The following is a 12,972-nucleotide window of genomic DNA, read 5'->3' on the forward strand; positions in this document are numbered from 1 at the left end:
CTATCCCCTCAGCACCGAGACGTCGTCGGCGGTTGCGCCGAGTCGGCGACGGTTGATCGCGACCACGAGGGCGAGACCGACCACCACTTCGACGGCGGCGACCACGAGCACGAAGAACACTGCGATCTGGCCGCCGACGTCGTTGAGTTCGGCGCCCATCGCCACGAACGTGATGTTGACCGCATTGAGCATGAGCTCGACACACATGAACATGACCAGCGGGTTGCGGCGGATCAACAGACCCACCGCGCCGATCGCGAACAGGACGGCGGAGAGCACGAGGTACCACTCGGTGCTGACTTCCATCAGTCGCCTCCCCCTTCGTCGGCCGTGACCGCTTCGGCGCTGTGGTCGTCGCCCAGATCGCTGTCGTTGCCACCGAACGGGGCCGCGGGCGGCACGTCCATGGCGTTGGGCTCGAGGTCGTCCATCAGATCCTCGCCGGCCACCGAGCGGGTGAGCACGACGGCGGCGATGACCGCGATGGTGAGCAGCCCCGCGGTGATCTCGAAGGCGAGGGCGTAGTCGCTGAACAGGACCCGCCCGATGCGTTCGATGTCGGTGTAGTCACTGGTGAGGGCCTTCTCGCCGACGCCGCGGACCTGGCCGGTGAGTCCGTCGGACGCGATGACGGTGATGACCACACCGAGACCCAACAGGGCGGCGCCGATGATCGCGGCGAGCGGTTGCTGGCCTGCGATCGGCTCCTTGAGCTGCCACTCCTCGGCCTTGTCGACGCCGAGCAGCATGATGACGAACAGGAAGAGGATGACGATCGCGCCGGCGTAGACGACGACCTGCACGGCGGCGAGGAAGTGCGCCTCCTGCACGATGAACAGCAGCGCGACACCCATGAGGGTCTGCACCAGGAAGAGCGCGGAGTGCACCGGGTTCTTCGACGCGACGACACCGATGCCGCCGGTGAGCACGATGATCGCGCCAACGATGAAGGTGATCGTCTGGGCGGTCACGAGTCCCCCTCCGCCGCCGCGCCGCCGGACTGGCCCGTCTCGGGGGCCCGCACGCCGTAGCCGAGCTCGCCGGCCCAGTGCACGATGCCTTCGTAGCGGTGATCACCGGCGGGCGAGGTGGCCCGCATCCAGCCGGAGGTCATCTCGTCGTCGCCTTCGCGCCAGTCTTCCCAGGGCAGCTTCTGGGGCTTGCCGTCGTCGCCGACGACCAGCTCGTTCTTGGTGTAGATCGCGTCGTCGCGGTTGGTGAAGGAGAACTCGAAGAGCTTCGTCTCGGTGATCGCCTGCGTGGGGCACGCCTCGACGCACAGATCGCAGTGGATGCAACGCAGATAGTTGATCTCGTAGACGTAGCCGAACCGCTCCCCCGGCGAGGTCGGGGCTTCGGGGTCGTTGTCGGCGCCGCGCACATAGATGCATTTCGCGGGGCAGACCCCGGCGCACAGCTCGCAGCCGATGCACTTCTCCATGCCGTCTTCGTAGCGATTGAGGACATGGCGTCCGTGGAGCCGCTCGGTCTTCTCGCGCTTCTCGTCGAGCTTGCCCTCGGGGGCCTTGCCGCCGCGGTACTCGACGGTCATCGTCTTGCCGGTGTCGGTCGACTTGAAGAGCTTCTTGAAGGTGACGGCGAAGCCGCGGAAGTAGTCGGAGACGTCAGCCATGATCGGCCCCCTCTCGTTCGAGGCGTTCCTGTCGCGCCGTGCGTACGGCCGCCATCAGGAGACTGGCCATGACCATGCAGACGGCCATGAAACCGACCACGAAACCGGCGGTCTGCTCCCAGCCCCACCCACGGTCGTCGCCGACCTGGAGACCGGCGAGCAGGAGGAACCAGCCGAGGGCCAGCGGGATCAGCAGCTTCCAGCCGAGGTCCATGAGCTGGTCGTAGCGGAAGCGGGGCAGCGTGGCCCGGACCCACACCAGGGCGGTGAGGAACACCATGGTCTTGGCGAAGAACCAGACGATGCCCCAGATCCAGTCGGGACCGAAGAGCACCGGGCCGGCCGGGCCGCCCAGGAAGAGGGTGACCGCGATCGCCGACATCGTGATCTGGTTCATGAACTCGGCCAGGAAGAAGAGGGCGAACCGGATCGAGGAGTACTCGGTGTGGAAGCCACCGACGAGCTCCTGCTCGGCTTCGACGAGGTCGAAGGGCGGATGGTTGAGCTCGGCGGTGCCGGCGATCAGGAAGATCACGAAGGGCACGAAGCCGGTGATGATCAGGTTCCAGTTGGGCACGAAGCCCCAGAACCCCTCACCGGCCTGCTGGGCCACGATCTCGTTGGTCGAGAGCGAGCCGCTCATGAGCACGACGGCGGCGATGGCCAGGCCGAGGGCGGCCTCGTAGGACACCATCTGGGCCGAGGCCCGCACCGATCCGAGCAGCGGGTACTTCGAGCCCGACGACCAGCCGGCCAGCATGATGCCGTAGATGGCGAGCGACGACATGGCCAGGAAGAACAGGATGCCGACGGGCGGATCGGCCACCTGCAGGAAGGTGACGTTGTCACCCCAACCGAATGCGCCGGTCACGACGGTGCCGTCGTCGAGCACCCGACTCTCGTTGAAGTTGCCGCCGAGAGGAACGATGGCGAAAACGAGGAACGCGGGGACGAGCGACAGATAGGGCGCGAGCTTGAAGACGAACCGGTCCGACTTCTCGGGGATCAGGTCTTCCTTCATGAAGAGCTTGATGCCGTCGGCCAGGCTCTGGAGGATGCCCCACGGGCCGGCCACGCTCGGGCCGATGCGGTTCTGGAAATCGGCGATCACCTTGCGCAGGAACCAGATGTTGAGCATCACGGCCACGAGCAGGAACACGAAGGCGACCACGACCTTCAGCAGCACGAACCCGAAGTCGCCGAGATCGACGCCGTCGGTGAAGAGCGGATCGAGTGCGAGGATCATGGCCGCTCCACCCTGACGTCGGTGACCGCAGCAGAACTGTCGATAAGGGTGTTGGCCGCCCAACCGTCGACCGAGAACGGGATTGCGGCGGAGCCGGCGGGCACACCAGCGTCGCATGCGACCGGCGTCAAGAGGTGACCTCGGGCCGACTCGACCTTGACGACCGTGCCGGGTTCGACACCGAGCTTGTCGAAGTCGACCGGGTTGAGCCGGACCTGGATCGAGCGGGCGAGGCCGGCGCTGGCCGGGCTGTGGCGCAGGAGCACGCCGTCGTCGTACATCTTGCGAGTGGCGACGAGACGCAACGAGTAGGCGTCGTTGGCGGGGCCGTCACCGCTCGGCGCGGCCGGCGCGGCGATGTCGCCGGCCCCGGAGATCAGCACACCGTCGATACGGCCCTCGTCGAGCGCCGCCTCGGTGAGACCACCATGGACGGCGGAGACGGCGGCCAGCTCGGCCCGGATCGCCTCGGGGGAATCGACGCCGAGGTCGCTGCCCAAGCGCAGGGCGATCTCTGCCGCGATCATCCAGTCGGGGCGGGAGGTACCGGCCGGCGTGACCTTCTGCTCGCACACGCTCACGCGACCCTCGAGGTTGGTGAACGTGCCGCTCGACTCCGTGGGAGCGGCGGCGGCGAGGACCACACTGGCGAAACGCGTCGCCGAATCGTTGGGCAACATGTCGACGGCGATCACGAGGCCGGCGCCGGCCAGCCCGGCTTCGGCGAGCGCGTGATCGGGCACGTCGTTGATCGGATCGCACCCGAGGAGCACGAGGACCTCGACGTCACCGGCCTGCGCGGCCGCGAGGATGCCTGCGGCATCGTTGCCCACCGACGTGGGTGTCGACGGCCACGCGTCGGCGAAGCGCGACGCGCCCGCCGTGAGCGTGGTGCGACCGGGGAGCAGACCCGGCGAGAGCCCGTTGTCGAGCGCGCCGTGGATGTTGCCCCGGCGCAGCGCCGACAGGAACGAGACGTCGGGGAGGGCGGCGAGGGCGAGGGCGGCCGACACGGCGGCATCGGCCGATTCGGCCAGCGACGCACGGCCGAGTACGACCGTGACCGGGCCGGCGATCGCGGCGGCTGCGGCGGCGATGGCGTCGGCCTCGACCCCGCCGGCCGCGGAAGCGGCACCGGTGGTCGCGGCGACCAGCGCGGCGGCGACGTCGCCGACCTCGCCGGGACGCGGGTGCAGGGAGTGGGCGGCGATCCCGCTGAGACCGCTGCGGTGCGGGGTCAGCTCGATGAGGGTGGCGCCGTCTTCGACGACCGCGTGACGCAGGCGCAGATACAGCGCCCCGAGCTCTTCCTTGGGGTCGGGACCGACCAGGATCACGGTGCCACCGGCGCGGCAGGCATCGTCGATGGTGGCGCGGGGCAGACCGAGTACGACCTCGGGAGGGAGACCGTCGGCCAGCTGGGCGTCGACATGGTCGGTACCCACCACGCCCTTCATCAGCTTGGCCCAGGCGTATTGCGCCTCGTTGGTCATGCGGGCGCCGCCGAGGACGGCGACCCGGTTCGGATCGGCGTCGCGCAACGCCTCGACGACTCGGGTGAGGGCGTCGGCCCAGCCGGTCGGCACGAGGTCGCCGGTCACCGGGTGCGTCACCATCGGTGAATGGAGTCGGGCCTCGGAGTTGATCGCCTCGAACCCGAAGCGCTCCTTGTCGGACAACCAGCCCCAGTTGACGGGATCGGCGTCGACACCGAGAACCCGCAGCACCTGGTTGCGCGACGACTGGACGGTGATACGGGAGCCGACCGAGTCGACCCACGCCGTCGAGATCGTCTCCTCGAGGTCCCACGGGCGGGCCTTGAAACGGTAGGGCTTGGCGGTGAGCGCGCCCACCGGGCAGATCTGCACGGTGTTGCCCGAGAAGTAGGAGGCGAAGGGCTCGTCGGGGAAGGTGTTGACCTGGGTGTTGTTGCCCCGGTCCATGAAGTGGATCAGCGTGTCGCCGGCGACCTCGTCGGCGAAGCGGGTGCAACGATCACACAGGATGCAGCGCTCGCGGTCGAGATAGACGGTGTCGCTGATGGCGATCGGCTTTTCGTAGTGACGCTTCTCCTCGACGAAGCGCGACTCACCGGGGCCGTAGGCGACGGTCTGGTCCTGCAGCGGGCATTCGCCGCCCTTGTCGCAGACCGGGCAGTCGAGCGGGTGGTTGATGAGCAGGAACTCGAGAACGCCGTCCTGGGCCTTCTTGGTCAGCTCGGTCTCGGTCTCGACGGTCATGCCGTCGGTGACCGGGAGCATGCAGCTCGGCTGCAGCGCCGGACCGCGGCCGGTGTCGACCTCGACGAGGCACATGCGGCACATGCCCACCGGGTTCATGCGCGGGTGGTAGCAAAAGCGCGGGATGTAGGTGCCGGTGCGCTCGCACGCGTCGATCAGCAACTCGTCGGGGTTCGCGGCGATCTCGACCCCGTTGACCGTGACCGAGACCGTCGACAGCTCGTTGTGGGTATCGGTCACGTTTCACGCTCCGTCTCTCCGGTAGCGACGGCAACCGACATGACGGGAATGGTGTCGCGCTTGGTGATCTTCGCCTCGTACTCGTGTCGGAAGCGGCGGATGGTCGAGGCGATGGGCGCGACCGACGACGGACCCAGCGGGCAGATCGTGGTCTGCTTCGGCGGGAACGGGATCGCGTCGAGCCCCTGCGACGGGTCGGCGGCGACGGGATAGGGACCGGGCGAGATGTTGTCGGCGATGTCGAGCAGCATGTCGATGTCGCTCGGACGCCCCTCGCCGTCGAGGATGCGCTGCAGGACGCGCTCCTCCCATGTGGTTCCTTCGCGACACGGGGTGCACTTGCCGCACGACTCTCGGGCGTAGAAACGCACGAGCCGCAGCGCGGCCTTGACCGCGTCGGTGGTCTCGTCCATCACGATGATCGCGCCGGAGCCGAGCATCGAACCGGCAGCGCCGATCTCGCGTCCCTCGAGCGGCAGGTCGACCTGTTCGGGGAAGAACCAGGGTGCGGAGCCGCCACCGGGCACGAACATCTTGAGCTCGTGCCCTTCGCGGATGCCCTGGCAGAAGTTGTCGCCGTAGAAGAGGTCGCGGAACGTGGTGACGCCCTGCTCGATCTCGTAGACGCCCGGACGCTGCACGTGGCCCGAGACCGCGACGAGACGGGTGCCCGGCGAGGCCTCGGACCCGTAGGTCTTGTACTGGGCGGCGCCGTTGTTCATCAACCACGGCAGGTTGGCGAGGGTCTCGACATTGTTGACGATGGTCGGCTGACCGTAGAGGCCGATGGCCGCCGGGAAGTAGGGGGGCTTGAGCCGGGGCATGCCCCGGTTGCCCTCGAGGCTCTCGATGAGGGCCGTCTCCTCACCGACGATGTAGGCGCCGGCACCCCACGTGAGGGTGATGTCGACGCTGAACTCGGTGCCCATGATGTTCTTGCCGACATAGCCCTTGGCATAGGCGTCGTTGAGGGCCTGGGCGATGCGTTCCTGGGCCAGGGCCATCTCGCCGCGGACATAGAGGAAGCACTGGGCGAGGCCGAGCGCGTAGCACGCGATGAGGCAGCCCTCGATGAGCTGGTGGGGGTCGCGCTCCATGAGGAGGCGGTCCTTGTAGGTGCCGGGCTCGGACTCGTCGCCGTTGACGACGAGGTAGTACGGGTACTTGCCGGGCGGCATGAACCCCCACTTGACGCCGGCCGGGAAGCCGGCACCGCCGCGACCGAGCACGGTCGCCTCGCGGACCTCGTTGTGGACTTCGGCCGGTGTGCGGTCGAGCGCGGCGCGCAGACCCTGGTAGGCGCCGGTGGCCTCGGCCCGACCCATGGTGAACGAATCCTCGTGGGGGAACCGGGCGGTGACGATCTTGGGACCGTCGTTGTCAACGTAGCCGGGGGCGTGGGGAACGTAGGCGTGGGTCGGCATCAGCCCTCCCCTGCGGTTTCGTCGGACGCGACGTCGTTGCGGGCCAGCCACACCGGCGCTTCGCGTGCCGCTTCGGGAGGCACGATCCCGGCACCGCGGCCCGCGGGGATCGACTGGCGGACCAGACCAAGGGTCCCGTGCTCGGGGATGTCGACGGCCCGGCCGTGACGGAGGTCGTCGATCAGGGAGTCGAAGTCCTCGTTGGTCACCCGGAGACGGTAGCGATAGTTGACCTGCAGGCAGGGGGCCTCGGTGCAGGCCGCGATGCACTCGACGTCTTCGATCGTGAACATGCCATCCGCGGTGGTGCCACCGGCCTTCACCCCGAGGGTCGATTCGGCGTGGGCGAGGAGTTCCTCACCGCCGAGCAACTGGCACGAGAGGTTGGTGCACACGTTGACCACATAGGTGCCCACCGGATGGAACTTGAACATCTCGTAGAACGAACCGGTGCCCTTGACCTCCGCGGGCGTGGTGCCGGTCAGCTCCGCGATGTGACGCATGGCGTCGTCGGTGACCCAACCGTCCTGCTCCTGGGCGAGATGCAGCAGCGGAATCAGGGCCGACTTGGGGCGCGGGTAGCGCGAGATGATCTCGAGTGCGGTCGCGAGGTTGGAATCGGAGAAACGTGCCATCAGCGATCGACCTCGCCCATGATCGGGTCGACCGAGGAGATGATCGCCACACCATCGGCGATCAGACCGTCCTTCATCAGATGCGGCATCGTCTGCAGATTGATGAAGCTCGGGCCTCGGACGTGCATGCGGTAGGGATGGGAGGAGCCGTCGCTCACGATGTAGACACCGAGTTCGCCACGGGGCGACTCGACGGCGCAATAGGCCTCGCCGGCCGGGACCTTGTAGCCCTCGGTGAAGATCTTGAAGTGGTGGATGAGCGCTTCCATCGACTGGTCGATCCGCACACGGGGCGGCGGCGTGACCTTCTTGTCCTGGATCCGATAGTCGCCGGAGGGCATCTTCTCGAGGATCTGGCGGACGATCTTCATCGATTCGCGGATCTCGTTGAGCCGGATCGCAAAGCGGTCGTAGCAGTCGCCGTAGGTGCCGACGATCACGTCGAAGTCGACCTGGTCGTAGGCGAGGTAGGGCTGGGACCGGCGGAGGTCCCAGGCGTAGCCGGTCGAGCGCAACAACGGGCCGGTGGCCGACAGCGCGAGCGCCTCGTCGGTGTTGAGGACGCCGACACCCTGGAGCCGCTCGCGCCAGATCGGCTGGCCGGTCATGAGGATGTCGTACTCCTGGAGACGGGGCTCGGTGATGTCGAGCACCCGTTCGACTTCTGCTTCCCATCCGTCGGGAAGATCGGCGGCCACACCGCCGGGGCGGATGTAGTTGTGGTTCATCCGCAGACCGGTGACCATCTCGAGGAAGCGAAGCACTTCCTCTCGTTCACGCCAGCCGTAGATCATCATGCCGACGGCGCCGAGGTCCATGCCGTTGGTCGCCATGAAGAGAAGGTGCGACGACATGCGATTGAGCTCGCACATGAGCATGCGAATCCACACGGCCCGCTCCGGCACCTCGATGCCCAGGAGCTTCTCCGTGGTCAGGGAGAAGGCCAGTTCGCTGAACAGTGGCGCGGCATAGTCCATCCGGGTGACGTTGGTGCACCCCTGGAGGTAGCTGAGCTGCTCGCCCTGCTTCTCCATGCCGGTGTGGAGGTAGCCGACCACGGGCTTCGACCGCCGCACGGTCTCACCCTCCATCTCCAGCATCAGCCGCAACACGCCGTGGGTCGACGGATGCGAGGGGCCCATGTTGAGCAGGACCCGCTCGTCGTCGGCCATCGTGTCGGGGTCGTTGCCGATCTGGGCGGCGTCGGCCTCGGAGAGACGGAGCACGGCGGAGTCGTCGCCTCGGCGGAGCACTCGTTCGGCGGTCATCGGATGTTGCTCGCAGCCTTGAACTGCACGGGAATGGACCCCACGGCGTAGTCCTTGCGCAGCGGATGGCCGACCCAGTCCTCGGGCATGAGGATCCGACTCATGTCGGGGTGGTCGGCGAACTCGATCCCGAACATGTCGAACACCTCGCGCTCGAGGGCCTCGCTGCCCGGCCAGAGATCGAACAGGGAGGCGACCGTCGGCTCGTCGGCCGGCACCTGGACCCGCACCCGGATCCGTTCGCCGCTGTCGTGGTTGATCAGTTGGGTGACGACCTCGAAACGCTCGGCGTCGATGCCCGACGGAAGTCCACGGGGCGCGGCGTAGGCGAGAAAGTCGACGGCGGTGAGGTCGATCAGTTGGTCGAAGCCGTCGTCCTTGGCTGCGGCCATCGTGTCGAGGTAGTGGTCGCGAGCGGGATGGAGCACGACGTCGCCGAGCGAGTCGGCGACGATCGCGTCGTAGCGCATCTCGGGAGTCGGCTGCGCCTCGACCTCATCCGTGTCGGCGCCTTCTTCTGGCGTGTTCTCGTCGTCGCTCACCGTCAACTCCCGATGGTGAGGCCGGCACGCTGGCCGTCGCGCTGCTCGATGACGATGCCGGCGCCACCGCCGTTCTCTTCACGACGCTTCAGGATCTCCTGGTTCTCGATCTTCTCGTGCAGCGTGAAGATCGCGTGCATGAGGGTCTCGGGCCCCGGCGGACACCCGGGGGCGTAGACATCCACCGGCACGACCTGGTCGACACCCTGCACGATGGCGTAGTTGTTGAACATGCCACCGCTCGATGCACACACACCCATCGAGATGACCCACTTGGGTTCCATCATCTGGTCGTAGACCTGACGCAGGATCGGCGCCATCTTCTGGCTGACCCGCCCGGCGACGATCATGAGGTCGGCCTGGCGGGGTGAGGCCCGGAAGGTCTCCATGCCGTAGCGGGCGAGATCGTAGTGGGCGGCACCGGTGGCCATCATCTCGATCGCGCAGCAGGCCAGGCCGAAGGTGGCCGGCCAGGTGGAGCGGCGACGGGCCCAGTTGATGAGGTTCTCGACATTGCCGGTGATGAAGTTGTGTTCGAGACCGCCGAGCCCGTCGTTGGCGATGTCGTTCGTGTCGCCGATCTTCGGGAGATACATCAGGCGGCTTCTTCCGCGTCGGGTTCACCGGATTCGTCGTTCGACGGGGCTGGCCCTCGGTCCTCGAGGCCGACCCGGCGGATGGTGGTCTGCAGGGTCCGTTCGGGCGAGGTGATGCCCGACGGTGCCGCGATCTGCTTGAGCGGCCCCCACTCGAGTGCGCCGTTGCCGATGAGGTAGACGAACGACTCGAACACCGCGAACGAGAACACCATGATCAACACGAGGCCGAAGATGCCGAGGCCACCCTGGGCGACCGCCCACGGGTAGAAGAAGATGATCTCGATGTCGAACACGATGAAGATCATCGCGACGAGGAAGAAGCGCACCGGGAAACGCTCGGGGGTTTCGCGGGTCGGCACGATGCCGCACTCGTAGGGAGCCTGCTTGGCCACCGAGGGGTTGCGGGGGGCGAAGAGTCCTGACGCAAGGAAGCTGCCGGCCGCGAACAACGCGGCGACCGCGAAGAGCGCCAGCAGTGGGAGGTACTGGCTCAGCATCGGTCTACGACGCCCCGGATTCGGCGGCTCTGGCCATGGCGACCTTGTCTCGCTCGTGGAGCATGTAGGCGAAGGCCAGGAAGATCAGCAGCGAGCCGATCGTCACCATGGCGGGGAGCTGGCGCAGATTGCCCAGATTGCGGATCAGGACCACCGACACGACAGGCTCGTTCTCGTCGACGACGGGGCGCTTCGGCGCGGTGCCGGGCAGATTGTCGAGCGACTCGGCGGTGACGGCCTGCACCTGGATGAGTGCATAGCCCGTCGGGTGCTTGATCGTGAGCGCCGACTTGATCTGGGTGTAGATCCGGTCCCAGCGACTGGGGTTCTCGGGGAGACCGTCCTTGCCGCCGGACGCGAAGCCGTTGAGGATCTTGAACTGGGTCTGGTTCGTGAAGTCGTAGTCGCCACTCTCGAGGAGGAAGGCGATGGCCGAGGCCTGGGCCTCACCCATGTCGGCCGTGGACAGCAGGCGCCATTCGCCGAGCTGGGGCAGGTCGTCGGGAATCAGGGCGGGTGCTTCCGACGCGAGTTCGGACAACGTGGTCGCCCGATTGCGGGCGTCTTCCTCGGCGACCAACGCATCGATCTCGGCGTCGGTCAGACCCTCGATCTGGTCGGCGGTGAGGGTGTCGCGGGTGACCACCCCGAAGTCGACCCATGCCACACGAAGCTGCTCGATGTAGTCGTGCTCGGCGGCGGGGACGAGTTCTTCCCAGTCCGGACCGAAGACCCCTTCGCCGTACGTGGCGATGGCGTCGGCGTGATCCTCGATGAGGAGGTCGTAGGGGATGGGCAGCGCCTCGGACTGCAGCGCCTGGGCCCGGTCGAGGGCGGCGAACTCGAGGTCGGCGCCGCCGATGTCGCCCTCGGCGATCTCGACCTCTTCGAACACGGGACGGTCGCCCGCGTAGCCGATGCCGTAGATCCACCAGATGGAACCCATGATCGCCATCCAGCCGAAGAAGCCGGCGCCGGCGAGCAGGGTCCCGAGGCGGGTGCCGCTGTTGGTCGACAGGATCAGCCACACCGAGCCCATGAGGACGACGATGCCGGTGAGCACGGCCAGGAAGCCGCGGATTTCAGGGTCCCAGGCGAGACCGGCGATGAGATCGATCATCTGCATCAGAGGTTCCTCTCGAATGCCACGATGGCGTCGATCTGATCAGAGGTGAGCAGGGCGGGGTAGTCGAACTCGGCCTCGGAATCGATGCCGGGACCGACCGCGTCGGATTCGGTGCGTGGGCCGAAACCGGGCATCTGCCCGTTGCCGCCGGAACCGCCCCGACCGTAGGGCTGCCCGATGGTCTGGCCGACCTCGATGAAGGTGGCATGGGTGCGTGCCGTCTGGAACTGGCTGCGAGTGGACTCGCTCGTCAACTGCGGCCCGAAGTAGCCGCCGCCCTGCACGTAGCCCTCCGGCAGGATCGACTCGGTGGTGCCGTTGGCTCGCAGGGTGAATCGCTCGGCGGCGTCGTAGCTCCATCCGAAGGTGTGGCACCGGGCGCAGCTGTAGGTGCCCTGTGCCGCCGGGTTGGTGAAGAGGAACTCGCCGTAGCGGTGGTACTCCTCGGCGTTGGGAACCGCGTCCTCCTCGGCGAGCAGGTCGAGGGCGGCCCAGCGCAGCGGCAGATTCACGCCGTCGGTGCCGACATTGGACGGATCGGCGAGCGACGGATCGGCGGCCAGGGCCAGCCCGCGGGCCACGTCGGCGACGCCTTGGGCCTCGGCCAGCCATGCGACGGCGGCGGCGTCGAGTTGGTCGGCGCCGGCGGAACGGGCATCGGTGACGGCGGCGTTCGCAGCGGTGAGGTCGGCGCAGAGGGTCTGGTCGGCTGCGTCGGAGGTCTCGTCGACGTCGGCGCACTGGAGATCGATGGCTTCGACGGCGAGCGTCGCGTCGAGCTGGGCGGCTTCCGCCTCACGGATCGCGACGAGATACGCGTCGGTCCAACGTTCGGCATCGTCGACGATCCACTCCTGCACCCGCTGGAGCACACCGCCCTCGACCTCGGCCCGGATCGTCTCCTCGTCGATCTGGATCGACCGCAGGTAGAAGATGACCTCTTCGAGTTGTTGGTTGGTGAGCGGACCACCGCCGGCCCCACCCCAGGCCGGCATGACCCCGTTGCGGCCGTAGTTGAGGACGTGGAGGATCTCGTCCTCGGAGTTCCTCGAGAGCAAGGTGTTGAGCGCCGGTGCCTTCCAGACGACCTGGGCGACGAAGCCACCGTCGTCGTCGGTGATCGCGGTGGTGACGCCGCCACCGGCACCGGCGGAGCCGTGGCAGTTCACGCACTGGGCGCCGTTGATGTAGATGTCCTCGCCGCGGTTGGTGAAGATGCGGCCGGTGTCGACGTTGCGCCCGTCTTCACGACCCGGCTCGCCGAGCCAGTAGAACGGCAACGCGATGGCGATGATCGTGAGCATCGCCAGGTTGGCCAGCAGAGCGAGATCCAACCGGCGCCCCTCGAGGTCCTCGTCTCGCAGCGGGGCGCTGCGGTTGGCCGCGAGTTCGACCTCGGAACCGACCTCGGCCTTGGCCGAGCGGATGTTGAAGAAGATGTAGACGAGGCCACCGAGAAAGACGATCGCCAAGATGACGAAGCCGATGGTTCGTTGTGTGGATGCAGCGAGCAGCATGCGCG

13 protein-coding genes are annotated in these 12,972 nt (G+C 67.3%); all 13 read right to left on the reverse strand.

Annotation, left to right across the window (positions count from 1 at the left end; genetic code table 11):
• Genes nuoK through R2707_16085 form a run of 13 tightly spaced genes read right to left on the reverse strand, consistent with a single transcriptional unit; the run spans nucleotide 1 to nucleotide 12,967 of the window.
• On the reverse strand, nucleotides 1-306 hold the full coding sequence (nuoK, locus tag R2707_16025) for an NADH-quinone oxidoreductase subunit NuoK (GenBank protein ID MEZ5246607.1): 306 nt from the start codon (nucleotides 304-306) through the stop codon (nucleotides 1-3).
• Complete coding sequence (locus tag R2707_16030; GenBank protein MEZ5246608.1) at nucleotides 306-971, reverse strand: NADH-quinone oxidoreductase subunit J; 666 nt, start codon at nucleotides 969-971, stop codon at nucleotides 306-308. The genes nuoK and R2707_16030 overlap by 1 nt, the downstream gene beginning before the upstream one ends.
• Nucleotides 968-1,633 carry an NADH-quinone oxidoreductase subunit NuoI gene (gene nuoI / locus R2707_16035; protein MEZ5246609.1) on the reverse strand — a complete coding sequence of 222 codons (666 nt, stop codon included), beginning with the start codon at nucleotides 1,631-1,633 and terminating at the stop codon, nucleotides 968-970. The genes R2707_16030 and nuoI overlap by 4 nt, the downstream gene beginning before the upstream one ends.
• Entirely contained in the window at nucleotides 1,626-2,879 is a 1,254-nt protein-coding gene (gene nuoH / locus R2707_16040; protein MEZ5246610.1) for an NADH-quinone oxidoreductase subunit NuoH, read from the reverse strand. Before nuoH ends, nuoI begins: the two co-directional genes overlap by 8 nt.
• Complete coding sequence (gene nuoG / locus R2707_16045; GenBank protein MEZ5246611.1) at nucleotides 2,876-5,359, reverse strand: NADH-quinone oxidoreductase subunit NuoG; 2,484 nt, start codon at nucleotides 5,357-5,359, stop codon at nucleotides 2,876-2,878. The genes nuoH and nuoG overlap by 4 nt, the downstream gene beginning before the upstream one ends.
• A complete protein-coding gene (gene nuoF, locus R2707_16050) occupies nucleotides 5,356-6,783 on the reverse strand; it encodes an NADH-quinone oxidoreductase subunit NuoF (GenBank protein ID MEZ5246612.1) in 1,428 nt (475 codons plus the stop codon). The genes nuoG and nuoF overlap by 4 nt, the downstream gene beginning before the upstream one ends.
• Nucleotides 6,783-7,418 carry an NAD(P)H-dependent oxidoreductase subunit E gene (locus tag R2707_16055; protein ID MEZ5246613.1) on the reverse strand — a complete coding sequence of 212 codons (636 nt, stop codon included), beginning with the start codon at nucleotides 7,416-7,418 and terminating at the stop codon, nucleotides 6,783-6,785. The genes nuoF and R2707_16055 overlap by 1 nt, the downstream gene beginning before the upstream one ends.
• Nucleotides 7,418-8,686 (reverse strand): NADH-quinone oxidoreductase subunit D, encoded by a 1,269-nt coding sequence (locus R2707_16060; GenBank protein MEZ5246614.1) that lies wholly within the window; start codon nucleotides 8,684-8,686, stop codon nucleotides 7,418-7,420. Before R2707_16060 ends, R2707_16055 begins: the two co-directional genes overlap by 1 nt.
• Nucleotides 8,683-9,228: an NADH-quinone oxidoreductase subunit C gene (locus R2707_16065; protein MEZ5246615.1), complete on the reverse strand. Its 546-nt coding sequence runs from the start codon at nucleotides 9,226-9,228 to the stop codon at nucleotides 8,683-8,685. Before R2707_16065 ends, R2707_16060 begins: the two co-directional genes overlap by 4 nt.
• A gap of 2 nt (nucleotides 9,229-9,230) precedes the next feature.
• Nucleotides 9,231-9,824 (reverse strand): NADH-quinone oxidoreductase subunit B family protein, encoded by a 594-nt coding sequence (locus R2707_16070; GenBank protein MEZ5246616.1) that lies wholly within the window; start codon nucleotides 9,822-9,824, stop codon nucleotides 9,231-9,233.
• Nucleotides 9,824-10,324, reverse strand: coding sequence for an NADH-quinone oxidoreductase subunit A (locus R2707_16075; protein ID MEZ5246617.1), 501 nt, complete (start codon nucleotides 10,322-10,324; stop codon nucleotides 9,824-9,826). The genes R2707_16070 and R2707_16075 overlap by 1 nt, the downstream gene beginning before the upstream one ends.
• Nucleotides 10,325-10,328: 4 nt before the next feature.
• Complete coding sequence (locus R2707_16080) at nucleotides 10,329-11,450, reverse strand: hypothetical protein (GenBank protein MEZ5246618.1); 1,122 nt, start codon at nucleotides 11,448-11,450, stop codon at nucleotides 10,329-10,331.
• The gene (locus R2707_16085) at nucleotides 11,450-12,967 is read right to left on the reverse strand and encodes a cytochrome c (GenBank protein ID MEZ5246619.1); all 1,518 of its coding nucleotides are present in this window, start codon (nucleotides 12,965-12,967) and stop codon (nucleotides 11,450-11,452) included. The genes R2707_16080 and R2707_16085 overlap by 1 nt, the downstream gene beginning before the upstream one ends.
• Nucleotides 12,968-12,972 lie beyond the last annotated feature (5 nt).

The sequence above is a fragment of the Acidimicrobiales bacterium genome (assembly GCA_041394245.1).
Lineage (GTDB): Bacteria > Actinomycetota > Acidimicrobiia > Acidimicrobiales > Aldehydirespiratoraceae > JAJRXC01.